Source organism: Myxococcus guangdongensis, assembly GCF_024198255.1.
Classification (GTDB): Bacteria; Myxococcota; Myxococcia; order Myxococcales; family Myxococcaceae; genus Myxococcus; species Myxococcus guangdongensis.
In genome coordinates this window covers 324,470-348,294 of record NZ_JAJVKW010000009.1, presented here as the reverse complement: position 1 = coordinate 348,294, position 23,825 = coordinate 324,470, and the positions used below count along the sequence as shown (strand labels likewise).

The window sequence follows — 23,825 nt, the reverse complement described above, 5'->3', positions numbered from 1 at the left end:
TCGAGTCCTGGCGGGCAAAAGGCGTATAACCCCGGACGTCCCCTCCCCTGCCGAGGCGCCCCATGTCGACCCCGACCTCGCCGCCCCCTTCCGCCCACACCTCCCGCTCCTCGCGGGGACGTCGATGGCGCGCCCTCGTGCTCGGCGCCGGGCTGCTGGCCACCTCCGCGGGCTCCGCGCTGGCCTACTCCCGGGGCGCTGGCGAGCCGTCCCCCTCGGCGACGCCGCCTCGCGACCTCCGCGCACAGGTGGAGTCGCTGCTCGATGCCTCCCAGGGCGACGAGCAGCTCCGACGACTGGGGCCGCAGGCCGTGCCGGTCCTGAGCTCGTTGGTGATGGATGGCTCCGCGCCCTCGACGCGCCGGGCCCGGGCCGTGGCCTCGCTCGCACTGGTGGATCCGACCCAGAGCGCGCACTCCATCCAGGAGGTCCTGGAGGATGCCCGTGCCCCCGCGGACGTCCGGGCCAGCGCCGCGGGAGCCCTGGCGCGCTGCCTGGGAATCGACGCCATCCCTTCGCTGTCCGCGCGCCTCACGGACCAGGAGGATCCCGTGCGGGAGGCCGTGGCCCTGGCGCTCGGACGGCTCGGCGGGCAGCAGGTCCGACAGGCACTCGAGGAGCGCCTCCCCCTCGAAGAGCGTCCCCTCGTACGCGAGGCGCTCCAGCGCGGCCTCAGCCTCGCGGAGCCGTGAACGGCGACTCGGCACTCGCCTCGGCCCGGGCGTTCCGTTAGATGGGGGCCATGCGTCCCACGGTCCTCCTGTTCGATATCGACGGCACCCTCATCACCACTGGTGGAGCGGGCCGCCGCGCCATGGACCGCGCCTTCGAGCAGCTCCATGGCCGCCGCGATGCGTGCGATTCGTTCCACATGTCGGGCATGACGGACCGAGGCATCGTCCGGAAGGCCCTGCGTGTCATCGGCGTCGAGGACACCGAGGCGGCCATCGACGCGGGCATCGCCTCCTACCTCGCGCACCTGGCGGACGAGGTCCAGAAGGTCGAGGCGCAGCGCTATCTCGTCTTCCCCGGCATGAGAGAGGCCGTGCAGGCCGCGCGCGGCCTCGAGGGCTTCGCCGTGGGTCTGGGGACCGGCAACGTGCGCGAAGGTGCTCGCGTGAAGCTGGAGCGCGTCGGCATCCATGACCAGTTCGCGTTCGGTGGCTTCGGCTGCGACCACGAGGACCGCGTGGAGCTCATTCGTCGGGGAGCCGAGGCGGGCGCGGCCCTGCTCGGGGTGCCTCGCGGGGAGTGCCGGGTGGTCATCATCGGCGACACGCCCAAGGACGTCGACGCGGCCCTGGGCATCGGCGCCGAGTGCATCGGAGTGGGGACCGGTACCTTCACCGCCGAGGCCCTGTTGAAGGCGGGCGCCCACGCGGCCTTCGCCGACTTCTCGCACCACGACGCCCTTCCGACCTTGCTCGGCCGAAGCTGAGGCCCCCGCCCGGGCTCGGAGCCGAGCCCGGGCTGTGGTATCCCCGCCGCCCTTCCGAGGAGCCCGTCGCATGTCATCCACGCTCGAGTCCTATGAGCTCATCCGCTTCGCCGAGGCCTTCGAGGCACGGATCGCCACCGCGGGAGAGATGCTCGCCGGTCGCCCTGGCCTCGACGCCGAGAAGAGCTGGCTGGCCACCGCTCTAGAGCTGGTGCGCACCACCCGCGCCCCCGCCGCCGGGGTCGTCGACCGGGTGAAGGACCTGCCCGAGCTGGACGAGGCTCGCGAGGAGTTCGCCTTCCACCAACAGGGCTTGTGGGTGGATGCGCTGGAGAAGCTGCACGCGGGCATCACCTTCACCGCGAGCAGCCGCGCCCCCGTCATCGAGGCGCTCTTCCCCCACCTCAAGTTCGCCCAGCTCCGCCGCGCGCCTCGCGACACCATCTTCGAGTACGCGACCTCCTACGACCGTCGCACCCGCAGCGCGTACGTCACGCGCATCTTCGCTCGCGAGGACTTCGCGCTCGTCCGCCCCGTGATGGAGCAGGTGGCCACCGCGCACGCCGCGTGGCGCTCGAGCCATGAGCCCGCGCCGCTGTCTCCAGAACAAGAGGCGGTGCTGCGCGAGGAGTTGGTGAACCTGGGCCGCAAGATGGAAGTGGCGCTGCGACAGGCGCGGCTTCTCTCCGAGGCAGCGCTCGTTCCCGTGCCCAGCGTCCACGAAGCCGCGGCGCTCGGACTCAAGCCCAAGCGCCGCGCGGGTCGCGGTCTCGCTCCGTCCGATGACGGACTCGGCGCGCTCGACCTCGAGCCCTCCGATTCCATGGAGCCCACCGAGGCGGAGCTCGCCGAGGTCGCCGCGCTGGATTCTTCGACCGAGGAGGAGGACCCCGGCACCTCCGCTCCACTCGAAACGCGTGAGGCCGCAGGCTCGGAGCTCGACGCGACCACCGAGGACTCGGCGGACCTCGCACTCCCGGATGAGGAGCATATCGCCGTTGATGATGGTGTAACGAATGCAACCGGGTATGTCGAAGACAAGACGGGCTCCGCGGAACACGTGAACGGGAGAGACTCGTCTGGCGCCGAGGCGACTCCTGCAACGACAGGTCCGCGTGCAACGACGGAGGAGCCCCGCGTGAAGGCGGGTCGAGGCCCCCGACGTACTTCAGGTGCTACCGAAGCCAGCGCGGACGCGGCGCGGGCTGCTTCGACTCCCGGTGTCCGTCGTGGTCCGACCGACGCGGCGGCAGACGCGCCTCCTGTGGATTCAGCGCAGGAAACTCGAAGGGGCGCGTCCACCACCTCGGGGGCCGATGAGGACGCGGCCTCTGCTTCGATGGGTTCCGCGGAAGCCTCCTCCATCACGAACGATGGAGCAGCCTCCGCCGAAGGGCCTCGCGGCTCGACGGGACGTGGACGAAAGCGTGAGGGCGGGGCGAACCTGGCGGCGAATGACGGCGCGGGTTCGGAAGACACAGGCACCTCGACTCCACGCGGTCGGCGAGGTGCTGGTGCATCCCCTGGCGGCACATCCGGCTCCGGCGAGGAGACGAGTGGCGCGCCACGTGGCCGGAAGCGTGAGACGAGCGACGACACTGGTGCCCCTCAGGAGCACCGCACTCGCGGCTCCCGAGATGCCGAGGGGGCTCGCGCGCAGGCGCCGTCCGTGCGGAAGAAGCGAAACGCGACGTCGCCTCCCGGCGGGGCGGGCAGCGAGACACCGTGAGCGAGCCTCCGCGCGCGCGTCGAGTGGAGACCTGTCATGTCGGATGCCAACCGTCCATTCGACGCGCTCCTCCCGGCCGCGATGGATGCCGCCCTTCCCTATCGCGTCCCGCACGCTCCATCGTGCGACGCCCCGTGAGCGAGTCCCCACTCGCCCTCTGAGAGGACACCCGCCATGGCGGATGCCACGCTTCCCATCGACCCGCTCCTGCCGGAGATCGTCTCCACGCTGCGCGGTGCTCGCTCACTCGTGCTCGAAGCACCTCCCGGTGCGGGCAAGACGACCCGAGTCCCCCGCGCCCTGCTCGAAGCGGGTCTCGGCGCGGGCAAGGAGATCGTCGTCCTGCAGCCACGTCGACTGCCCACCCGGCTCGCCGCCCAGCGGGTCTCCGAGGAGATCGGCGAGCGCGTGGGTGAGACTGTCGGCTACCAGGTCCGCTTCGAGGATGTCCGCAGCGCGAAGACGCGCATGTCCTTCGTCACCGAGGGCGTGCTCGGCCGACGCCTCCTCTCCGACCCCACCCTCCGGGACGTCGGCATCGTCGTGCTCGACGAGTTCCACGAGCGCCACCTGTCCGCCGACATCTCCCTCGCGATGCTCCGTCGACTCCAGGAGACCCGTCGCCCGGACCTCAAGCTCGTCGTCATGTCCGCGACCCTGGAGGCCGAACCCGTTCGGGCGTACCTCGGAGGTTGTCCCTCGCTTCGCTCCCAGGGGCGTCGCTTCGACGTGAGCGTCGAGTACCTCCCCACTCCCGATGACCGGCACCTGGACCAGCAGGTCCTCTCCGGCATCAAGCGCCTGTTCACCCAGGGCGTCGACGGCGATGTCCTCGTCTTCCTCCCCGGCGCCGGAGAAATCCGCCGCACCCGCGACGCCTGCGCCGAGTTCGCCGAGCGTCACGACACCGACGTCCTCCCCCTCCACGGAGACCTGTCCCCCGCGGAGCAGGACCGCGCCGTGCGCCGGAGTTCGCGCCGGAAGATCATCCTCTCCACCAACGTGGCCGAGACGTCCGTCACCATCGACGGTGTCGCCGTCGTCATCGACACGGGCCTGGCGCGCGTGGCCAGCCACTCGCCCTGGTCCGGCCTCCCCACACTCAAGCTGTCCAAGGTCAGCCGCGCCTCCGCCGTGCAGCGCGCGGGCCGCGCCGGCCGTACCCGCGCCGGACATTGCCTGCGCCTCTACACCCAACACGACTTCGACGGACGCCCGGAACAGGACGCGCCCGAAATCCGCCGCATGGACCTGGCGGAGACCATCCTGTCCCTCCGCGCCTCCGGCGTGACGGACCTGAACGCCTTCCCCTTCTTCGAACCGCCCCCAGCCGCCTCGCTCGATGCGGCGGAGACGCTGCTGCGTCGCCTCGGCGCGGTGGACTCCAAGGGTGTCGTCACCGACGTGGGCCAGCGGCTCCTGCGCTTCCCCGTCCATCCGCGCCAGGCTCGCATCATCGTCGAAGGTGAACGACGAGGTGTCGGCGCGGACGCGGCCACGCTCGCGGCCCTCATGGGTGAGCGCGACATCCGCCGCGAAGCCCGCGCCAACCTCGGGGGTGGCCAGCGCGCCGCGGCCGTCGTCAGCGGTCCCTCGGACCTGCTCGAGCTCCTCGAGCGCTTCCGCGAAGCCGAGCGCTCCAACTTCTCCTCCGGACGCCTCCACTCCCTCTCGCTGGAACAGGGCGCGGTGCAGTCCGTCGACCGCGTACAGAAGCAGCTCCGCCGCGCCGTGCGAAGCCAGGGGGAGCGTCCTCATCGCCCCGAGGATGTCGAACAAGCCCTCATGCTCAGCGTCCTCGCGGGCTACCCGGACCGCGTCGCGCGACGTCGCCGTCCCCGCGCGCCCGAGCTGTTGCTCTTCGGCGGCGGCACCGCGTCCCTCTCCGAGCTGAGCGTCGTCCAGGACGCGGACCTGATGGTCGCCGCGGACGCGGAGGAGCGCCCAGGCCGCGGCGCCGTGGTGCGACTGGCCAGCGCCGTCGAACCCGAGTGGCTGCTGGACCTCTACCCCGAGACGCTCGAGGAGGTGGACACCCTCCAGTGGAACGCCGAGGCGCGCCGCGTGGAGCGCCTCACCCGCCTGTCCTATGGCAACCTCGTCCTCGAGGAGACCCGCACGCCCGCGCCCGCCTCCGAGGCCACCGCGCGCGTCCTCGTCGAAGCCGCGCTCGCCGCTGGCCCCGGCCGCTTCGCGGAGCCCGAGGCCCTGGAGCAATGGCGCACCCGCGTGGCCCTGCTCGCCCAGGCCTTCCCCGAGGCGAAGTTCCCCACCGTCGACGACACCTTCCTGCGCGATGCGCTCGCGTCCCTGTGCTCGGACGCGCGCAGCTTCAAGGACCTGGAGGGCGTGTCCCTGCTCGACGCGCTCTACGCGCGCCTCACCTCGGAACAACAGCGCCTGCTCGCCACACACGCTCCCGAGCGCGTCACCCTTCCGGGCGGCCGGGGCGTCAAGGTGAACTACGAGCCGGGCAAGCCGCCCTGGGTGGAGTCACGGCTTCAGGATTTCTTCGGGTTGGCGCAGGGGCCCAGCGTGTGCGCGGGCCGCGTGCCGTTGGTGCTCCACCTGCTCGCGCCCAACATGCGCGCCGTGCAGGTAACGACCGACCTGGCGGGTTTCTGGGAGCGACACTACCCGGCGCTGCGCAAGGAGCTGGGGCGCAAGTACCCACGTCACTCGTGGCCGGAGGACCCCAGGCACGCACAGCCACCCGCGCCCCGTCCTCCGCGCCGCTGACATCAGGACCACCTAGAAGCGCTTGCGCATCTCCAGGTGGTCGATGCCGCCCTCGAGGAACACGGTGCCAATCTCGGTGTAGCCGTGCTTCTTGTAGAACTCGAGCGCGTAGAGCTGCGCGTGCAGCATGATGCCCTTGACCCCACGGCGCACCGCCTCCGCCTCCAGGGTCGTCAGCAGCACCGAGCCCACGCGGGCCTTGCGATGCGCCTGCAGCACCGCCATGCGCCCCACCTGTCCCCACGGGCCCTGCTCACCTTCGGGCGGTTGGGGCAGCATCACCAGCCGCCCCGTGCCGATGGCGTGACCGCCCTGGTGCGCGATGACGTGGTACGCGTTCGCGTCCTCGGCGTCACGCTCGATGCCCTCGGGGACGTGCTGCTCCTCGATGAACACCACCTCGCGGATGGCGAGCGCCTGCATGAGCTCCGCCTCGTCCCGGATCTGGGTGACGGTGACGGGCGCGGAAATGTCCGTGGAACTGGCCATGTCGAAACCAAGGTACACAAAAGGAAGCGAGGTCAACAGGCGGAAAAGCACCCGGACATGTCAAGGTCCCAACCGTCCATGAGCCCCCGCCCCGTCGCCAGCCGCCTGCCGCTGGCGGGCTTCTACTTCCTCTACTTCGCCGCGGTGGGCATCGTCCTCCCGTTCCTGCCCGCCTGGTTCAAGTCGCTGTCGCTGTCCGCGACGCAGGTAGGGCTGCTCCTGTGCCTCAGCCCCCTCGCCTCCCTGCTCGTTCCGCCGATGTGGGGACACCTCGCGGACCGCACTGGCCGTGCGTCCCGCGTCCTGACCGTCCTGGCGCTCGGCGCGGCGCTCGCCTTCGCGCTCGTGGGCCGCGCGCGGACGTTCGACACGCTCGTGCCGGCCATGGCCCTGTACGCGTTCTTCGTCTGCGCCTTCACGCCCCTCATGGACGGCCTCACCCTGCACCATGTCGCGCGCACCGGTGACAGCTTCGCGCACGTGCGGCTCTTCGGCTCCGTGGGCTTCATCACCTCCACCGTGCTCTTCGGCTGGCTCGTCGCGGGCGTGGACGATTGGGTCGTGCTCGTCCCGCTCGCGCTGCTCTCCGCGCTCGTGCCGTGGAGCTTCACCCTGCGGGACACCGTCGCGCCGAGCCGGGGACTGAGCCCGCTCGCGGGCCTGGCGCTCCTGCGGCACCCGGACCTGCGCTGGCTGCTCGCCGCCACCAGCCTGCACTGGATGGCGTGCGCGCCCTTCCACGGCACCTTCTCCATCCACGTCATGTCGCTGGGCCTGTCGCCCGCAGTGGTCGGCACGGTGGCGGGCATCGGCGTCATCGCGGAGGTGGCGGTGATGGCGTTCTACTCGCGCGTGGCTGGAGACACCGCGCCGCGCATCGTGCTGGCCATGGCCTTCGTGGCGAGCGCGGTGCGCTGGGGCGGCATGGCCCTGGTGTCGTCCGCCGAGGGCATGGTGCTGATCGCCCCCCTGCACGGGATGACCTTCGGCGCGTTCTACGTGGCCAGCGTGGCCTTCCTGTCGCGGCGCGTGCCCCCGGAGCTGCGCGCGTCCGGCCAGGCGCTGTTCGCGGCGTTCACCTTCGGACTGGGCGGGCTGGTGGGCTACCTGTCGTCGGGGGTCGGCTACGACTGGCTCGGCGGCCATCGGCTCTTCGCGGTGGCGTGCGTGGTGGAGCTGGTCGCCGCGGGCCTGGTCCTGCGGGCCTCCGCCGTGCCCGTCCCACTCTCCACCAGCAGCCCGGGGTGATAGGCTCCCGGGTGATGCGTACCACCCGACTGCTCATCCTCGCCCTGGGGCTCCTGGCCAGCCCCGCTCTCGCCCAGCCCGAGTTCTTCTTCGGCACCGGAGAGGCTCCCGTCTTCCGCGAGGAGGCCATCGACAAACGCTTCCTGCGCACGCGCCTGTTCCAGGCCCTGGACCAGGGCACCGCGGACGCCAACTGCGCACAGGTGGTGGGCGCGTACCTGACGCTGCTCGGCGAGGTGGGCACACAGTTCCACAAGCGCGACGAGAACTTCATGCTGGACCCCGCGCTCGTGCAGGCGCTGAACACCCAGCTCGTGACGGAGCGCTTCCCGGGCAACAGCTACTTCGTCACCATGGTGCGGCGGGTGCTCATCGACAAGCAGCTGCGCCCCGACTGGTTGAAGACGGCCGAGTCGCTCGTCCCCTTCTACCCGGCCATCGACATGGCGCGGCTGCGCTTCCTCGCCGACGGCACCAAGCCGGTGGACAGCTTCCTGCTGACGCTGCCGGTGCTGCGTGAGCGGTACAAGGAAGAGGTCCAGCGCGTGAACTCGGTGGCCGTCTCCACCGCCGAGGCCCTGTTCCGCGACAACTACCTGGACCACGAGCTGGCCTTCAGCGGCCTGGAGCTGGTGGACGTGAAGCTGGAGAAGCCCAAGAAGAAGAAGCTCAAGAAGGGCGAGGAGCCCGAGCCGGAGCGCATGGTGGCCCGCCTCATCTGGACGGAGCCCGAGCCCGCGCCGACCGCGACCTACGAGTTCCAGTTCGGCAAGCCGCGCAAGCGCGAGCGCGTGGAGGTCGTCGCCATCCTCCAGGACAAGCAGTACGTCGACCTCAACAAGCTGCTCAAGGGCAACACCGTCCTCGTGCGCGGCCGCTTCTGGGAGTACAAGAAGGGCCTGTCGTCCATCGAGCTGCGTGACGCGCTCCTCTTCCAGGAGCGGGACTGGGCGCGCGTCGGCGGGCTCGTGGAGCCCATGGCGTTGGCCTCCTGCCCGCTGGCCGTCAATGACCTGACGGGCATCGCGCCGGTACAACCCGGTGCGTTCGGCACGAAGCCGCGCTGAAGCCCACATCCCACGCAAGAGCCTGGACCTCCATGGGCTGGGACGGTGAGGCCACCGTCCCGCGGGGAGCCCCCCTGGCATGACCGCTGCTTCGTGTCGCCCCCGCACTCCAGCGAGGGATGACATGAAGGTCGACACCGACGCCTCCACCGACAGCGGTACCTCCACCCGACGGTCCGCCGACGGCGAGCGCTTCCAACGAGCGCTCCAGGAATCCGCCCCCCGGCGTCCCCCGGCCCCCCCACCCCGACCCGCGCCCGGCGAGCCCAAGGCATCTCCCGAGGTGAAGGCGCGGCCGCTGGGCCTCCTGCCCGGCGCCCGGAGCCTCTCCACCGTCCGGACCACCACCACCGTGCTCGCGACCTCCCGCGGGGTGCTGGCCAGTCCCGAGCGGCTGGGCATGGCCCGTCAGGCGATGCACGTCGAGTCCCACCGACTCGGCACGGTGCGAAGCGAAGCGCAGGTCGTGAACCAGGAGCGCACCGAGCAGCGCCTCACGGAGCTCGTGGTCCGGGAGGTCTCCCGTCAGGCAGCCCAGCTCCCCTCGATGCGCGAGCCGAGTCCCAGGGCCGAGCCCGTCCTCGGGGACGGTGCACGCGCGGCCCCCACGCAGGAGGTTGCGCTCCCGGAGGTCCGGCCGTCGGCCTCGGCGTCCACGGGAGCAAGCCCACCCGAGCCACCGAGCCGCGTCGAGTCAACCCTGGAGGTCATCGAGCGCATCGAGGTCCTGGTGAAGTCTCAGCGCCCCGCGTTGAGTCTCAGCGTCCGCGGAAGCCTGCACGCCACGGTGGAGGTGGAGCGGACGGGGCCTCGCGAAGTCGCGCTGCGCATCCAGGGCCACCAGGGTCCGGTCCCCGACACGGAGCTCACCCGACTGCGCGATGCCCTGGAGGCGCGCGGGCTCCGGCTGCGCTCGCTGAGCGCGGGCTGAATGCGGCGCCCCGCAACGACGAAGGCCCTCGCGCCGGAAACAGGCGGGAGGGCCTTCTCGAGACTCACGGGCGCGACAGGCGCCAGCGGACTACTTGCCGGGCGCGTCGTTCAGGAGGGAGCGCTTGTCCTCCTTGTCCTTGTACTCCTCGGCCTCGGGGAGGGACGCCTTCTTCTCCGCGATGTTGGGCCACTTGGACGAGAAGTCCGCGTTCAGCGCCTTGTAGTCCTTCCACTTCGCGGGGAGCTCGGTCTCCGGGAAGATGGCCTTGGTGGGGCACACGGGCTCGCACGCGCCACAGTCGATGCACTCGTCCGGGTGGATGACCAGGAAGTTCGCACCCTCGTAGAAACAGTTGACCGGGCAGACCTCGACACAGTCAGTGTACTTGCACTTGATGCAAGGGTCCGCGACGACGTAGGCCATGAAAGCTCTCCTCTAGAAATCTTCAGCGCGTCCGTGGGCGCGCAGAGTAATGGTTCGTTACAGGGATGGCACCCTGAATTTGTGCCACCTGTCCGACGCGCGTCGGTGTCAGCCGAGCAACCCCTGGGCCCGCAGCTGCTCGGCGACCAGGATGGACCCGCGCGCCGCTCCCATCTTCGTATTGTGGGAGACGAGCACGTACTTGAAGCCGTTCTCCAGGACACCATCCTCGCGCACGCGGCCGACCGTGGTGGCCATGCCTCCGTGGGTCTCCCGGTCCAACCGGGGCTGAGGACGGAACGGGTCGTCCAGCACCTCGATCCACCGGACGGGCGAGGACGGCAGGTCCCGGGCCACCTCGGCGCCGCGCCACTCGCGCATCGCCTGGGTGACTTCCGCCACGGTGGCCTTGGTGCCCAGCGACACGAAGACGGACTCGGTGTGGCCCTCCATCACGGCCACGCGGGTGCAGGTGCAGGAGACCCGGATGTCGTGGGGCGTGAGGGCGGAGCCGTCCGCGCCCAACGCACCGAGGATCTTCTTCGTCTCCACCTCGACCTTGTGCTCCTCCTTGGGGATGTAGGGGATGACGTTGTCGAGGATGTCCATGCCGATGACGCCCGGCGAGCGGCCGGCGCCGGACATGGCCTGCAGGCTGGTCATCAGCACGGCCTTCACGCCGAAGCGCTCGACCAGCGGCGCGAGCGTCACGGCCAGGCCCGTCGTCGTGCAGTTGGGGCTGGGGACGATGAAGCCCTTCCAGCCTCGGCGGCGCTGCTGCTCGCGCACGAGCGGCGCGTGCGAGGCGTTGACGGGAGGGATGAGCAGCGGGACGTCGTCCTCGTAGCGGAAGGCACTCGCAGCCGAGAAGACGGGGATGTCCCGGGCCAGCCGGGGCTCGAGCTCCTTCGCGACGTCCGATTCCACGGCGGAGAAGACCAGGTCGTAGTCCTTCGACTGGAGCGCGTCGCCGCTGATCACCTGCATGCGAGCGACTTCGGGGGCGAGCGGCTCGGAGACGAACCACGCCGTCATGCCGTTGGCCGTGCGCAGGGCGTCCCCGTAGGATTTGCCCGCCGAGCGAGGCGACGCGGCCAGGCCGGTCAGCTCGATGAACGGGTGGTTCCTGAGGGCGGCGATGAACTGCTGCCCCGCGAGTCCGGTGGCGCCGATGAGGGCGGCACGAAGCTTGGCCATGGGAACGGTTCTCCAGAGGGAGGAAGTCCGCCGCTCCATACACCCTTTGACGACGCACCGCATCCACGAGAAACCTAACGGTGCAGGCCCGCCACCTGGGCACGGACATGGCGCTCGGTGGGATAGCCCCCGCGAATCCAGGCGGGGAGGCCTCCATCGAGGCAGACGGCCTCCCGTCCGTGCATGCGCAGCAGGCGACAGACGCGGCGGACGTCCGAGCCGTCCGGCAGGCCGCCGCAGAGGACGATGAGCTCGTCGTCGGGCAGCATGCGGTGGTCGCGGGCGACTTCCGTGGGCAACATCCTCAGGGCACCGGGGATGTGCAGGTCGTGGTGCTCCCAGTCGAAGGGCGCCCGGCAGTCGATGACGAGCAGCTCGTCATCGCCCAGGCGCAGGTACAGCTCGGTACACAGGATGGTGGGCTCCACCAACACCTCCGCGGGGGCTCTCCGGTCTCAACCCGGGGCCCCCGGGGCCTCTTCCGTCCCGCCTGGTCGCCTGCCCCTCCCCGCGGCCCGAAGCCCTACAGGCCGAGCTGCTTGGCGATGATTTCGTTCATCACCTCACTGGCCCCACCGCCGATGGGCCCCAGGCGGGCGTCGCGCCAGTGACGCTGGATGTCGTACTCCATCATGTAGCCGGCGCCGCCGTGGAGCTGGAGGCACTCGTCCGCGACGCGGCAGGCCGTCTCGGTGGCCACCTTCTTGGCCATGGACGTCTGGGCCACGGCCCACTCCCCCGCCGCGTGCAGCCGGAGCGCGTGGTAGGTGAGCTGGCGCGCGCACTCGCGGGCGGTGAACAGGTCCGCCAGCTTGTGCCGCACCACCTGCATCTGGCTGAGCGACTGGCCGAAGGCGCGGCGCGACTTCACGTGCTCGACGACGCGCTCCAGCATGTCCTCCATGGCGCCCACCGCGCCCAGCGCGAGCGACAGGCGCTCCCACTGGAAGTTGCCCATGATCTGCGAGAAGCCCTGGTCCTCCACCCCCAGCAGGTTCTCCTCGGGGATGCGGCAGTCCTCGAAGAACAGCTCGGCGGTGTCCGAGGCGCGCCAGCCCAGCTTCTTGAGCTTGCGGCTCACCGTGAAGCCCGGCGTGTCCTTCTCCACCACCAGCATGGACAGGCCCTTGTGGCCCCTGGACGGGTCCGTCTTCACCGCCAGGACGATGAAGTCCGCGCGCACGCCGTTGGTGATGTACGTCTTGGAGCCGTTGACGACGTAGTGCGCCCCGTCACGGCGCGCGGTGGTGCGCAGCCCCGCCACGTCCGAGCCGGCGTCCGGCTCCGTGATTCCGAGCGCGCCAATCTTCTCGCCGCGAATCGCGGGGGCGAGCCACCGGCGCTTCTGCTCATCCGTGCCGAACAGGTGCAGCGGCCCAGTGGCGATGGTGAACTGCGCGCCCAGGCCCGCGGACACGCCCCCCGAACCACAGCGGCCCAGTTCCTCCAGCAGCACCGCCTCGTAGAGCACGCCGGCGTCCGTGCCGCCGTACGCCTCGGGGTACTTCAGGCCCAGGAAGCCCAGCTCGCCGAAGCGCGCGAAGAGCTCCCGGGGGAACTCCTCCGCCTCCTCCCAGCGACCCACGTGGGGGAGGATCTCCTTCTCCACCACCGACCTCACCGTGCGGCGAAAGGCCTCGTGCTCCTCCTGGTACACCCCATGCCCATGCAACATCTCGCGACTCCTCGGTCGGCTCGAGCACGCGACGTCCACCCGAGGTGGACATCACCGTTTCCGCGCGAATCGTACCGTCACGTCAGGACCCAGGGGCCGGTTCCGTTGATTCCTTGACCGGGTGGTGGCTGGCTGCGTATAAACCCGGCCCCAAGCCGTTGGCGCCATAGCCAAGTGGTAAGGCAAAGGTCTGCAAAACCTTCATTCCCCGGTTCGAATCCGGGTGGCGCCTCATAGGAAAGGCCCGATGCGGAGAGTCGCTCCGCATCGGGCCTTTTCATTTCCGGGCGCCGGGCGCGCCCTCCCCTGCCTGGGAGGCTGGCGGACGGGTCAGCAGCCCATCTCGACGGCGCCGATGTCGGGCGCGCCGCCGCAGAACGGCAGGCCCACGTCGACGCCCTTGTCCACGGCCTGGGGACCGGGCCCGAAGGCCTCGCCCAGGTCCGCGGAGCCGCTGGAGGACGACGCGTCCCCGGTGGTGGCGAGGAACTGCTCGGTGCCCACCATGGCGCCCTGGCTCTTGAACTGACCGCTGGCCGCGAAGAGGTTGTTGCCCAGCTTCAGGCCCGGCGCCTGGCCGCCCAGGTCCACCGCGACGGAGCCGTCCAGGATGTTGTTCTGCACCACCGCGGACTCGGTGGCGCCGCCGGTGCCGTGGCCGATGATGAGGCCCGTCGCCGTGCCGGTGACGGTGTTGTTCACCACCACGGTGCCCTTGGAGTTCTCCAGGCGGATGCCGGTGCCCTCACCGCCGTTGGCGTTGGAGATGCCGTGCACGCGATTGCGGCGCACGACGATGCCGCTGGGCACGGGGCCCTCGTGGTTGCCGCCCACGGAGATGCCCTTGGCGCCGTCGTAGATTTCGTTGTCCTCCACCAGCACGTTGCTCGCGGAGTAGTGGATGACGACGACGTCGCCCTTCGCGGTGCTCGTGGGGCGGAACTGGTGCATGCGGTTGTTGCGGATGACCACGCCGTAGCAGGTCTTGATGTCCACCGCGTTCTCACGGTTGGCGTAGAAGTGGTTGTTCTCCACCACCAGGCCGTCCGCGGGCGGCAGCGAGCTGAAGCCCTCGGGCCCCAGGCACTGCACGGAGTCCCCCGAGTTCGAGTGGATGTCGTTGTTGCGGACGGTGATGTCCTTGGACGTGGGCTGCACGACGACGCCGTGCGAGTCCTTGTTGCCCGTCGTCTTCACGAAGTCGTGGATGAGGTTGTTCTCGATGGTGGCGCCGGTGGCCTTGTTGAAGGTCGTCACGGCCGCGCCGCCACCACCGTCGTGCAGGTGGGAGTTCACCAGCATGGAGCCGGTGACGTTGCCCTCGAAGGTGACGCCGAAGATGGGCTGGCGCTGCAAGTCCAGATCGAACCCGTCGATGACCCAGTGCGGCTGACGCACCTGCACCATGCCGCCGGCGCCGGGGCCGGGGGTGATGCGCGGGCTGCCCTCGCCCTGGAGCGTGATCTTGGCGCCCTCGGTGCCCGCCTTCGCGTTGGCGCCGATGATGATGCGCTCGGCGTAGGTGCCGGCCTGGACGCGGACGAGCTCACCAGGGCCCGCGAGGCTCACCGCCTTGGTGATGGTCTTCAGCGGCTGCGCGGCGCTGCCGTCGCCGTTGTCGTCGCCCGTGGGGCTCACCACCCACTCGCGGGTGAAGGACTGCGCGGAGGCGGGCGCGAGCGCGTTCGCCTGGATGCCCGGCTGCGGCGAGGGCGTGGCGATGACGGCGTGGTCCGGATGGTCCGGCAACGCCTCCACGGGCGTCCCGGCCACGGACTGCACACCGATGGCAGGCAGGCTGCCCGTCGAGGTCTGCGCCGCGGGCGCGCGAGTCGAAGGGGCGCCGGGGATGTTCGGCGTGGGGATGAAGGCATCCAGACCCGCTGCGTGAGCGGTCGTACCGAGCATGAGCAGGCTGGTGGCCACGGCGGCCACGGGAGTCTTCAGCTTCAGGAAGTTGCCTTTGAAAATTCGCATGAGCAGGACCAACGCGAGAAGCGCCGCGGTCTATTCGCCACCGGACAAGTGGACCCGGACGGGCTCACGGGCGTCCGGTCCGTGACACGCCCCGGACTGACGGGTACGGTGACGCCCCCCGTGCGCACCGCCGTCCCGCTCCTGCTCTCCGCCCTGCTGCTCGCCACCTGCGCGAGCCCCAAGCCGCCGACCCGGCCCACCACCCCGGTGGAGGGGCGAGCGGACGAGCGCCAGGAGGTGCCCGTCGACGCGGGCACGGAGCCGTCCGTGGACGCGGGGGCCGCGGACGCGGGCGTGGAGTCCCCCCCTTCCCCTTCGCTCACCGATGCGCTGTCACAGGGACTGCCCGGCCCCGGCGAGCTCAAGCGCCTGGACTTCCGAGGCGGCGAGCCCCGGCTGCCCATCCGCCTCATGGAGGGCCGGCGCGAGGCGACGTTCTCCCCTCGCGGGCGGATGCGGATGCGCTTCGGTGGACCGGAGGACAAGGTGCTGGACGCCGCGGCGGGCACGCGGTGGACGGTGCGCGTGACGCAGGCGGAGCCCGCGGTGCTGTCCGCGCGGGTGCAGCTGAGCGAGCATCGCTTCGCGGACAAGGAGGGCCTGGCGGCGGCGCAGGAGGAGTGGAAGGCGCGGGGCCTCGCGGTGCGCACGCACGTGCTGGGCGCGGTGTACGGCATCGCGGGCAAGGTCATCGACAACCGGCGCACGCTGCTGCTCGTCGACGAGACGCTCACGCCCGAGGAGGCGGCGGCGCGACAGGCGGAGCTGCTGCGCACGTTCGGCGTGCGCACGACGCTGTTCGAGGAAGCGAGGACGCCGGGGCGCGGCATCCTCGAGGTGCGCGACGAGTCCGGCGCGGTGGTGGGGCTGGCGCAGGACCGGCTGGACACGGAGACGCCGGACGGCGCGGGCTTCGACGTGCGCCAGGTGGAGTTCGGCGTGGGCTACGACTTCCACGGCTTCGAGGACCGCACGTTCCGGGGCTCGCTCCAGTTCGCCGTGGACCGCGCGGGCCTGCTCGCGGTGGTCAACGTGGTGCCCCTGGAGGACCTGCTCAAGGGCCTGGTGCCCGCGGAGATCTTCGCGCGCGCCCACTCCGAGGCGCTCAAGGCCCAGGCCGTCACCGCGCGCGGCGAGGTGCTCGCGAAGGTGGGCATCAAGCACCTGGCGGACCCGTACCTGCTCTGCTCGGAGCAGCACTGCGCGGTGTACCGGGGACGCACGGGCGAGGCGGTCAGCACCACCGCCGCGGTGGAGGCCACCCGGGGCGAGGCGCTCTTCAGCGCGGATGGCCGGCTGGTGGACTCCGTCTACAGCGCGGTGTGCGGCGGCCACACGGAGGACAACGACATCGTCTGGGGCGGCCCGCCGGACCCGAGCCTCCGGGGACGTCCGGACATCCTCGAGCCCACGGCCTCGGGCCCCTCCCCGTCCCGGCTGTCCGCGTGGCTGGCCACGTCCGACGTCCGGGCCGCCTGCCGGGTGTCCAGCTTCGCGCAGCCGAGCAAGTTCCGCTGGGAGAAGCGCTTCACGGCGGCCCAGGTGGACGCGCTGGTGGCCCGGCTGGGCGTGGGCCGCGTGCAGGCGATGGAGCTGACCGAGCGGGGCGTGTCCGGCCGGGCACGCGTGCTGACACTGTCCGGTGACAAGGGGGCCACGCAGGTGCGTGGAGAGCTGAACATCCGGCGCCTCTTCGGGATGCTCAACAGCAGCATGGCCCTGGTGGACGCCGAGCGGGACGCCGAGGGCCGGCCCACCCACTGGCTTTTCCGTGGCGGCGGCTGGGGCCACGGAGTAGGGATGTGTCAGACTGGCGCCATCGGCCGTGCCGAGGCCGGACATCGCTACCAGGACATCCTCCGCCACTACTTCAATGGTGCTGAAGTCGCCCCTATCTACTGAGCTCGAAAAAGGGGCGCGCCCGGGGAACCGTGCACGTTTCGCGAATGTCCCTCCTCGTCCACCTGTTCTGCCGCGAACGGGACGGGACTAGGCAGCGGGCCCGGAGGTTTATCATCGCGCCGTGAGCACGGGTTCTTCTCCGACAGACTGGCGCCGCAAGCGGCGGCGAGCCTCTCCGTGGCGCCTGGTCGCCGCGGTGGCGCTCGCGTTGCTGGTGCACGGCGGCTACCTGGCCGTCGTCCTGTTCACCGGGACACTCCCGGTGACGCCCCGTGAGCGCAAGGCCGTCACCCGCCCCCCCACCTCCGTGGCCGTCCGGCCGATGACGGAATCCCAGTGGGCGAAGAACCGGGGCCCGGCGAACACCAAGACGCAGCCCAACCTGTCCAGCCGTCCGCGCGTCGAGGAGAAGAAGCCGGAGGAGAAGAAGCCGGAGACGCGCCCGCAGGGACAGGTGGTGGACCTGGCGCCGGGCAACGAGCAGGAGGCCCCGGACGCCAAGTACCTGGCCGAGCACAACAACCGCGTCGACAAGGAGACGCGGGCCCGCGAGCAGACGCCCTTCTATCGCAACGCCATGCCCCAGCGCACCGCGCCCCAGAAGCAGGACGGCGCGGACGCGGAGCCCACGGCGCCGCGCATCGCCGGCAACAACGGCATGGGCAACGACGACCGTCCCCTGGCCGAGGGCGGACAGAAGTTCGCGTTCGAGCTCCCCGACATCCACAAGAAGAACGAGGTGAAGGTGAAGTCGGACCCCACCACGCCGGGTGGAGTCGCGGTGAACAACCAGAACGAGAGCGACGAGCTGACGGGCAACTCGAAGCGGCTGCGCATCCAGCCCGGCACGGGCGGAGAGGAAGAAGGCTCCGCGGGGCGCGTGGGCTCGCCGGGCATCTCCGCGCTGATGCCGTCGCGCGCGGCCATGGACAAGGTGCTGGGCGCCGCGCCCAATGACCACTTGAGGGACGTGGAGGAGGGAGATGGCACCCTGCTCAACTCGCGCGAGTGGAAGTACGCCAGCTTCTTCAACCGCGTGAAGCAGAGCGTGGGCATGCACTGGAAGCCGAATGAGTCGCTGATGCGTCGGGACCCGACGGGCCGCACGTACTCCGGTCGAGACCGGCACACGCTGCTGGAAATCACGCTCGACGAGAAGGGCCGCATCACCGACATCCAGGTGCAGAAGAGCAGCGGCCTGGACTTCCTGGACATGGAGGCGGTGTCCTCGTTCCAGCGCGCGCAGCCCTTCCCCAACCCGCCGCCCGGGCTGTTGGGCGACGACTCCCGGGTGCGCTTCGAGTTCGGCTTCTTCCTGGAGATGGGTGGCGGCCCGCGCATGCGGCTGTTCCGTCAACCCAACTGAAGACGCCCGGCACACCGCCGCAGGTCCTCGCGCCCGCGCGCGGTTCCCACTACGGTGCCGCGCCGTGGACTCGACACACGCCGACCGCAGCGCCGCGCTCCAGCATCGCAGCCAACGCATCCGCGCGGTGCTGCTCGCCATCCTCGTGGCCAACTGGGTGGTGGCGGGCGCGAAGCTCGTCTTCGGGCTCCTGAGCCAGTCCGCCGCGGTGACGGCGGATGGGCTGCACTCCTTCATCGACGGGGGCTCCAACGTGCTGGGGCTGGTCGCCATGGGCGTGGCCTCGCGGCCCGCGGACGCGGACCACCCCTACGGGCACGGCAAGTTCGAGGCGCTCGCGTCGCTGGGCATTGGCGCGATGATTGGCATCGGCATGTTGGAGCTGGGGCGCATGGCGCTCGACTCGCTCCTGCATGACGTGCACGCGCAGGTGACGCCCGCGATGGCCGTGGTGATGGGGCTCACGCTCGTGGTCAACATCACGGTGACGCGCGTGGAGAGCCACTACGGGCGCAAGTACCAGAGCAGCCTGCTGATGGCGGACGCGAGCCACACGATGTCCGACGTCTGGGTCTCGCTCGCGGTGCTCGCGTCGCTGGGACTGGTGGCGCTGGGCTTCCCGAAGGCGGATGGCGTCATCGCGCTGGGCGTCATGGTCTTCGTCGCGTGGGTGGCCTACGGCATCGTCCGGCAGGCGGTGGGGATTCTCTCCGACACGGCGCGGTTGGACCCCGCGCAGGTGGCGCAGCACACCATGGGCGTTGCGGGCGTGCGCAGCTGCCGCGACGTGCGCAGCCGGGGCATGGAGGAGAGCGTCTACGTGGACCTCAAAATCGAGGTGGACCCGAACCTCACCACCGCCCAGGCCCACGAGGTGGCGGACCTGGTGGAGCGCACGCTCCACACCGCGTATCCCCAGGTGGTGGACGTGGTGGTGCACGTGGAGCCCGAGCACGGCGCGATGGCGCACGCGCGGGCCGAGGCCACCGAGTCCCACTGAAGACGACGCCAGCGACAAGGGCCGCCTCCCGCTGAGGGAGACGGCCCTTCGGTGTCGCTCGAGCCTCGAGGGCCCGCGTCAGGCGACGGCGGGCTTGGGCTCGGGCGTCATGTAGTCCTCGATGGGAGGGCACGAGCACACGAGCTTGCGGTCACCGAGCACGTTGTTGAGGCGGCCCACGGACGGCCAGAACTTGTTCTCGCGCACCCACGCCGCCGGGAACACGGCGAGCTCGCGAGAGTACGGACGGTTCCACTCCGGACCGGTGATGACGCGAGCGGTGTGGGGCGCGTTCTTCAGGACGTTGTTGTCCTTGGGCATGCGCCCCTCCTCCACGTCGCGAATCTCCTGACGGATGGCGATCATCGCGTCGCAGAAGCGGTCCAGCTCCGCGCGGGACTCGCTCTCCGTCGGTTCGATCATCAGCGTGCCCGCCACGGGGAAGGACACCGTCGGCGCGTGGAAGCCGTAGTCCATCAACCGCTTGGCCACGTCCTCCACCTCCACACCGGAGGTCTTCTTCAGCGGACGCAGGTCGACGATGCACTCGTGCGCCACCCTGCCCCGCTTGCCGCGGTACAGCACCGGGAAGTGCGGCTGGAGCCGCTCGGCGATGTAGTTGGCGTTGAGGATGGCCAGCTTCGTGGCGCGCGTGAGGCCCTCGCCGCCCATCATCGAGATGTACACCCAGGAGATGAGCAGGATGCTCGCGCTGCCCCACGGGGCCGCGGAGATGGCGCCGATGCCGTCCGAGCCGCCCGTCTGGATGACCGGGTGCCCCGGCAGGTGCTTCACCAGGTGGCTGGCCACGCAGATGGGCCCCATGCCCGGGCCGCCGCCGCCGTGCGGGATGCAGAACGTCTTGTGCAGGTTGATGTGGCAGACGTCCGCGCCCACGAGGCCCGGCGCGGTGAGCCCCACCTGCGCGTTGAGGTTGGCGCCGTCCATGTAAACCTGGCCGCCGCGCTCGTGGATGATGGAGCAGATCTCCTTGATCTCCTCCTCGAACACGCCGTGCGTGGACGGGTACGTCACCATCAGCGCCGCCAGCTTGTCCTTGTGCTCCTCGGCGCGGGCGCGCAGGTCCGCCACGTCGATGTTGCCGTTCTCATCGCACTTCGTGACGACGACCTTGTAGCCGGCCATGACGGCGGAGGCCGGGTTGGTGCCGTGCGCGGAGGACGGGATGAGGCACACGTCGCGGTGCCCCTGGCCCCGGCCCTGGTGGTACGCGCGGATGACCAGCAGGCCCGCGTACTCGCCCTGGCTGCCGGCGTTGGGCTGCAGCGAGCAGCCCGCGAAGCCGGTGATGGCGGAGAGCATCTGCTCCAACTGCTCGAAGATGACCTTGTAGCCGGCCGCCTGCGAGGTGGGCGCGAACGGGTGCAGTCGGCCGAACTGCGGCCACGTCACCGGAATCATCTCCGCGGTGGCGTTGAGCTTCATGGTGCAGCTGCCCAGCGGAATCATCGAGTGCGTCAAGGACAGGTCCTTGGCCTCGAGCCGCCGGATGTAGCGCAGCATCTCCGTCTCGGAGTGGTAGCTGTTGAAGACGCCGTGCGTGAGGAACGCGCTCTGGCGGCGCAGCTCCGGGGAGATGGAGGTCTCCACGTTCGCGCCCACCTCGTCCAGCGACGGCACCTGGGAGGCCTTGCCCGCGCCGGTGGCGAAGGCGGTGAGGATGGCCTCCACGTCGGACGCGCGCGTCGTCTCGTCCAGGGTCACGCCCAGCGTCTTCTCGTCGATGCGACGGAAGTTCATCCGCGCCGACTCGGCCGCCGCCAGCACCGCGCGCACCTGCGGCGCCGTCAGCTCCACGCACAGCGTGTCGAAGTACTGCTCGTGCCGCGTCTTCAGGCCCAGCTTCGCCAGCCCCCGCGCCAGCACCACCGTCAGCCCGTGCACGCGCTCGGCGATGGCCTTGAGCCCCTTGGGCCCGTGGTAGACGGCGTACATGCTGGCGATGACGGCCAGCAGCACCTGCGCGGTGCAGATGTTGCTCGTCGCCTTCTCGCGGCGGATGTGCTGCTCGCGCGTCTGCAGCGCCATGCGCAGCGCGCGCCGGCCCTGCGCGTCCTCGGACACGCCGATGAGCCGGCCCGGCATCACGCGGGTGTACGCGTTCTTCGTCGCGAAGTAGCCCGCGTGCGGACCGCCGTACCCCATGGGCACGCCGAAGCGCTGCGCGCTGCCCACCGCCACGTCCGCGCCGAACTCGCCCGGCGGCGTCAACAGCGTGAGGCTGAGCAGGTCCGCGGCGACGATGAGCAGGCCGCCCGCCGCGTGCACCTTCTCACCGAACGCGCGGTAGTCCACCACCGCGCCGTCCGTGGCCGGGTACTGCACCAGCGCGCCCACGTACTTCTTCGCCGTCAGGTCCACCGTGCGGTGGTCACCCACGACGATTTCGACGCCCAGCGGCTCGGCGCGGGTGCGAACGACGTCCACCGTCTGCGGGTGGCACGCCTCGGAGATGAAGAAGGCGACGCCCGCGTCCTCGCCCTTGACGTGCAGGGCCAGCGACATCGCCTCCGCGGCGGCGGTGCCCTCGTCGAGCAGCGACGCGTTGGCGACCTCCAGCCCCGTCAGGTCCATCACCACCGTCTGGAAGTTGAGCAGCGCCTCCAGCCGGCCCTGGGCGATCTCCGCCTGATAGGGCGTGTACTGCGTGTACCAGCCCGGGTTCTGGAAGATGTTGCGCAGGATGACGTTGGGCGTGTGCGTGTCGTGGTAGCCCATGCCGATGTAGGACCGGAACACCTGGTTCTTCGCGGCGAGGGTCTCCAGTTGCGCGAGCAGGTCGTGCTCTCCGCGCGCCAGCCCCAGCCGCAGCGGCTCCTTGGAGCGGATGGCCGGGGGCACGGTCTGGTCGATGAAGGCATCGAGCGAGTCCACGCCCAGCGCGGACAGCATCTGCTTCAGCTCCTGCTCATCCGGACCGATGTGCCGGCCGGCGAACGACTCCTGGTACTTCCAGTTCAGGGACATGGCGGTGGTGACTCGCTGGCGACTCGAAGACATCCGAGTCGGAAAATTCGAGGACCGTCACTAACAACGGCCGCTCGGCGTTTCCCTCTCAGGCGTTCTTGAGCAGCTCGGCGTAGGCGGCGGCGTCCAGCAGCTCGCCCAGCTGGCTGCTGTCCGAGAGCTCGAGCTCGATGATCCACCCCTCACCGTACGGGTCCTCGTTGAGCGTCTCCGGGCCTTCGGTGAGCTCCTCGTTGACCTTGGTGATGGTGCCGGACAGGGGGCTGAACAGCTCGGAGACGGCCTTCACGGACTCGACGGTGCCGAAGGGCTCACCCTTGGCCACCTTGGCGCCCGTCTTGGGCAGCTCCACGTAGACCACGTCGCCGAGCGTCTGCTGGGCGTGGTGGGTGATGCCGACCACCACCTTGTTGCCCTGGATGCGGGCCCACTCGTGCTCTGCGGTGTACTTCAGGTCGCCGGGGATGTTCGCGTCGGACATGGGGTGCTCCTGGAGAGGGGCTGAAGGGTTCAGGACTTCTTGAGGAAGGGCGTCTTGACGACGACGGCGGGCACGGCGCGGCCGCGGATCTCCACGTCGAACGTGGAGCCCTCGGCGGACAGCTCCGTGGGCACGTAGCCGATGCCGATGGGCTTCTTCACCGTGGGGCCCATGGTGCCGCTGGTGGTCTCGCCCACCAGGTTGCCGTCCTTCTTGATGGGGTAGCCGTGGCGGGGGATGCCGGCGCCGGTCAGCTCGAAGCCCACCAGCTTGCGCTTCACGCCCGCGGCCTTCTGGGCCACCAGCGCGTCCTTGCCGATGAAGCCGCCCGCCTTGTCCAGCTTGACGATCCACCCCAGGCCCGCCTCCAGCGCGGTGTGGGCATCGTCGATGTCGTTGCCGTAGAGCGCGTACTTCATCTCCGTGCGCAGGCTGTCGCGCGCGCCCAGGCCGCACGCCTTGACGCCGTCCTGCTGGCCTTCCGTGAGCAGCGCGCTCCACAGGGCCGCCGCGTCACCCGGGGCGCAGTACAGCTCGAAGCCGTCCTCACCCGTGTAGCCGGTGCGGGAGATGATGGCGCGCTTGCCCGCGACCTCGCCCTCCGCGAAGCGGTAGGTGCCCACCTGGGACACGTCCGTCTTGGTGAGCCGCTGCACCAGGCCCACGGCCTTGGGGCCCTGCACGGCGATCTGCGCGTAGTCGTCGCTCCGGTCCACGGGGGTGACGCCGCGCGCGTGCGCCTTCATCCACGCGAAGTCCTTCTCGCGGTTGCTGGCGTTGACGCAGATGAGGATGCGCTCGGGGCTGAAGCGGTAGGCGACGACGTCGTCGACGAAGCCTCCCTGCTCGTTGAGCAGGCCCGCGTAGACCGCCTGGCCGTCCGCGATGCGGGCGAGGTCATTGGAGATGAGGCCGTTGACCGTCTCCAGCGCGCCAGGGCCTTTGAACTCCACCTCGCCCATGTGCGACACGTCGAAGAGGCCGACGGCGTTGCGCACCGCCTCGTGCTCGGCGATGACAGAGGAATACTGCACGGGCATGTCCCAGCCCGCGAAGTCCACCATCCGAGCGCCCAGCGCGCGGTGGGCCTCGTTGAGCGGCGTACGCCGGGTCATCGGCTTCTCCTGAAGGGGGGATGAAAACGGCGCGGACTATAGCCGCGCACCTTCGCC

General features: G+C 70.4%; 19 protein-coding genes and 1 tRNA gene. 11 read left to right on the top strand and 9 right to left on the bottom strand.

The genetic code is table 11. The features are described 5' to 3' along the window. Window positions 1-62: 62 nt before the first annotated feature. From LXT21_RS27345 to hrpB, 4 genes are all read left to right on the top strand, one after another. Window positions 63-692, top strand: a complete 630-nt coding sequence (locus LXT21_RS27345) for a HEAT repeat domain-containing protein (RefSeq protein WP_254041135.1) — start codon at window positions 63-65, stop codon at window positions 690-692. Between the two features lie 41 nt (window positions 693-733). Then, entirely contained in the window at window positions 734-1,438 is a 705-nt protein-coding gene (locus LXT21_RS27340; protein ID WP_254041134.1) for an HAD family hydrolase, read from the top strand. Window positions 1,439-1,508: 70 nt separating this feature from the next. Then, window positions 1,509-3,167 (top strand): hypothetical protein, encoded by a 1,659-nt coding sequence (locus tag LXT21_RS27335; protein WP_254041133.1) that lies wholly within the window; start codon window positions 1,509-1,511, stop codon window positions 3,165-3,167. Window positions 3,168-3,341: 174 nt separating this feature from the next. Beyond that, the gene (gene hrpB, locus LXT21_RS27330) at window positions 3,342-5,906 is read left to right on the top strand and encodes an ATP-dependent helicase HrpB (protein ID WP_254041132.1); all 2,565 of its coding nucleotides are present in this window, start codon (window positions 3,342-3,344) and stop codon (window positions 5,904-5,906) included. Window positions 5,907-5,918: 12 nt separating this feature from the next. On the opposite strand, the gene LXT21_RS27325 is transcribed toward hrpB, so the two are convergent. Next, the gene (locus tag LXT21_RS27325; protein WP_254041131.1) at window positions 5,919-6,395 is read right to left on the bottom strand and encodes a GNAT family N-acetyltransferase; all 477 of its coding nucleotides are present in this window, start codon (window positions 6,393-6,395) and stop codon (window positions 5,919-5,921) included. Between the two features lie 78 nt (window positions 6,396-6,473). Here LXT21_RS27325 and LXT21_RS27320 point away from each other — a divergent pair, with 78 nt between their 5' ends. The 3 genes from LXT21_RS27320 to LXT21_RS44925 all read left to right on the top strand — a co-directional run bounded on the left by LXT21_RS27320 (window position 6,474) and on the right by LXT21_RS44925 (window position 9,641). Beyond that, on the top strand, window positions 6,474-7,643 hold the full coding sequence (locus LXT21_RS27320; RefSeq protein WP_254041130.1) for an MFS transporter: 1,170 nt from the start codon (window positions 6,474-6,476) through the stop codon (window positions 7,641-7,643). A gap of 14 nt (window positions 7,644-7,657) precedes the next feature. Continuing rightward, the gene (locus LXT21_RS27315) at window positions 7,658-8,710 is read left to right on the top strand and encodes a hypothetical protein (RefSeq protein ID WP_254041129.1); all 1,053 of its coding nucleotides are present in this window, start codon (window positions 7,658-7,660) and stop codon (window positions 8,708-8,710) included. A gap of 124 nt (window positions 8,711-8,834) precedes the next feature. Continuing rightward, window positions 8,835-9,641 (top strand): hypothetical protein, encoded by an 807-nt coding sequence (locus LXT21_RS44925; protein ID WP_256572004.1) that lies wholly within the window; start codon window positions 8,835-8,837, stop codon window positions 9,639-9,641. Between the two features lie 90 nt (window positions 9,642-9,731). Here LXT21_RS44925 and fdxA read toward each other — a convergent pair whose 3' ends face one another. The 4 genes from fdxA to LXT21_RS27290 form a co-directional block, all read right to left on the bottom strand. Further along, complete coding sequence (fdxA, locus tag LXT21_RS27305; protein ID WP_254041128.1) at window positions 9,732-10,067, bottom strand: ferredoxin FdxA; 336 nt, start codon at window positions 10,065-10,067, stop codon at window positions 9,732-9,734. Window positions 10,068-10,175: 108 nt separating this feature from the next. Then, the gene (gene asd, locus LXT21_RS27300; protein WP_254041127.1) at window positions 10,176-11,264 is read right to left on the bottom strand and encodes an aspartate-semialdehyde dehydrogenase; all 1,089 of its coding nucleotides are present in this window, start codon (window positions 11,262-11,264) and stop codon (window positions 10,176-10,178) included. Between the two features lie 74 nt (window positions 11,265-11,338). Continuing rightward, the gene (locus LXT21_RS27295) at window positions 11,339-11,692 is read right to left on the bottom strand and encodes a rhodanese-like domain-containing protein (protein WP_254041126.1); all 354 of its coding nucleotides are present in this window, start codon (window positions 11,690-11,692) and stop codon (window positions 11,339-11,341) included. Window positions 11,693-11,787: 95 nt separating this feature from the next. Then, window positions 11,788-12,939, bottom strand: coding sequence for an acyl-CoA dehydrogenase family protein (locus LXT21_RS27290; RefSeq protein WP_254041125.1), 1,152 nt, complete (start codon window positions 12,937-12,939; stop codon window positions 11,788-11,790). 160 nt (window positions 12,940-13,099) lie between these two features. Between LXT21_RS27290 and LXT21_RS27285 the strand changes: the two genes are divergently transcribed. Then, window positions 13,100-13,171: transfer RNA gene (locus tag LXT21_RS27285), tRNA-Cys, on the top strand. 98 nt (window positions 13,172-13,269) lie between these two features. Here LXT21_RS27285 and LXT21_RS27280 read toward each other — a convergent pair. Further along, complete coding sequence (locus LXT21_RS27280; RefSeq protein WP_254041124.1) at window positions 13,270-14,916, bottom strand: right-handed parallel beta-helix repeat-containing protein; 1,647 nt, start codon at window positions 14,914-14,916, stop codon at window positions 13,270-13,272. An 81-nt stretch (window positions 14,917-14,997) separates the two neighbouring features. Between LXT21_RS27280 and LXT21_RS27275 the strand changes: the two genes are divergently transcribed. The 3 genes from LXT21_RS27275 (at window position 14,998) to LXT21_RS27265 (ending at window position 19,184) form a co-directional block, all read left to right on the top strand. Beyond that, window positions 14,998-16,818 carry a SpoIID/LytB domain-containing protein gene (locus tag LXT21_RS27275; RefSeq protein ID WP_254041123.1) on the top strand — a complete coding sequence of 607 codons (1,821 nt, stop codon included), beginning with the start codon at window positions 14,998-15,000 and terminating at the stop codon, window positions 16,816-16,818. 121 nt (window positions 16,819-16,939) lie between these two features. Beyond that, entirely contained in the window at window positions 16,940-18,184 is a 1,245-nt protein-coding gene (locus tag LXT21_RS27270; RefSeq protein WP_254041122.1) for an energy transducer TonB family protein, read from the top strand. Between the two features lie 64 nt (window positions 18,185-18,248). Then, window positions 18,249-19,184, top strand: coding sequence for a cation diffusion facilitator family transporter (locus LXT21_RS27265; RefSeq protein ID WP_254041121.1), 936 nt, complete (start codon window positions 18,249-18,251; stop codon window positions 19,182-19,184). A gap of 78 nt (window positions 19,185-19,262) precedes the next feature. Here the strand turns inward: LXT21_RS27265 and gcvP are convergent, their stop codons facing one another. The 3 genes from gcvP to gcvT all read right to left on the bottom strand — a co-directional run bounded on the left by gcvP (window position 19,263) and on the right by gcvT (window position 23,768). Continuing rightward, window positions 19,263-22,172: an aminomethyl-transferring glycine dehydrogenase gene (gcvP, locus tag LXT21_RS27260; protein WP_254041120.1), complete on the bottom strand. Its 2,910-nt coding sequence runs from the start codon at window positions 22,170-22,172 to the stop codon at window positions 19,263-19,265. Between the two features lie 88 nt (window positions 22,173-22,260). Then, a complete protein-coding gene (gcvH, locus tag LXT21_RS27255) occupies window positions 22,261-22,653 on the bottom strand; it encodes a glycine cleavage system protein GcvH (RefSeq protein WP_254041119.1) in 393 nt (130 codons plus the stop codon). Between the two features lie 29 nt (window positions 22,654-22,682). Continuing rightward, a complete protein-coding gene (gene gcvT, locus LXT21_RS27250; RefSeq protein ID WP_254041118.1) occupies window positions 22,683-23,768 on the bottom strand; it encodes a glycine cleavage system aminomethyltransferase GcvT in 1,086 nt (361 codons plus the stop codon). Between the last annotated feature and the right edge of the window lie 57 nt (window positions 23,769-23,825).

What these genes read in the sequence shown, in the direction of transcription:
- LXT21_RS27345 (WP_254041135.1), top strand. Translation starts at nt 63, where the DNA reads ATGTCGACCCCGACCTCGCCGCCCCCTTCCGCCCACACCTCCCGCTCC.
- LXT21_RS27340 (WP_254041134.1), top strand. Translation starts at nt 734, where the DNA reads ATGGGGGCCATGCGTCCCACGGTCCTCCTGTTCGATATCGACGGCACC.
- LXT21_RS27335 (WP_254041133.1), top strand. Translation starts at nt 1,509, where the DNA reads ATGTCATCCACGCTCGAGTCCTATGAGCTCATCCGCTTCGCCGAGGCC.
- hrpB (WP_254041132.1), top strand. Translation starts at nt 3,342, where the DNA reads ATGGCGGATGCCACGCTTCCCATCGACCCGCTCCTGCCGGAGATCGTC.
- LXT21_RS27325 (WP_254041131.1), bottom strand. Translation starts at nt 6,395, where the DNA reads ATGGCCAGTTCCACGGACATTTCCGCGCCCGTCACCGTCACCCAGATC.
- LXT21_RS27320 (WP_254041130.1), top strand. Translation starts at nt 6,474, where the DNA reads ATGAGCCCCCGCCCCGTCGCCAGCCGCCTGCCGCTGGCGGGCTTCTAC.
- LXT21_RS27315 (WP_254041129.1), top strand. Translation starts at nt 7,658, where the DNA reads ATGCGTACCACCCGACTGCTCATCCTCGCCCTGGGGCTCCTGGCCAGC.
- LXT21_RS44925 (WP_256572004.1), top strand. Translation starts at nt 8,835, where the DNA reads ATGAAGGTCGACACCGACGCCTCCACCGACAGCGGTACCTCCACCCGA.
- fdxA (WP_254041128.1), bottom strand. Translation starts at nt 10,067, where the DNA reads ATGGCCTACGTCGTCGCGGACCCTTGCATCAAGTGCAAGTACACTGAC.
- asd (WP_254041127.1), bottom strand. Translation starts at nt 11,264, where the DNA reads ATGGCCAAGCTTCGTGCCGCCCTCATCGGCGCCACCGGACTCGCGGGG.
- LXT21_RS27290 (WP_254041125.1), bottom strand. Translation starts at nt 12,939, where the DNA reads ATGTTGCATGGGCATGGGGTGTACCAGGAGGAGCACGAGGCCTTTCGC.
- LXT21_RS27280 (WP_254041124.1), bottom strand. Translation starts at nt 14,916, where the DNA reads ATGCGAATTTTCAAAGGCAACTTCCTGAAGCTGAAGACTCCCGTGGCC.
- gcvP (WP_254041120.1), bottom strand. Translation starts at nt 22,172, where the DNA reads ATGTCCCTGAACTGGAAGTACCAGGAGTCGTTCGCCGGCCGGCACATC.
- gcvH (WP_254041119.1), bottom strand. Translation starts at nt 22,653, where the DNA reads ATGTCCGACGCGAACATCCCCGGCGACCTGAAGTACACCGCAGAGCAC.
- gcvT (WP_254041118.1), bottom strand. Translation starts at nt 23,768, where the DNA reads ATGACCCGGCGTACGCCGCTCAACGAGGCCCACCGCGCGCTGGGCGCT.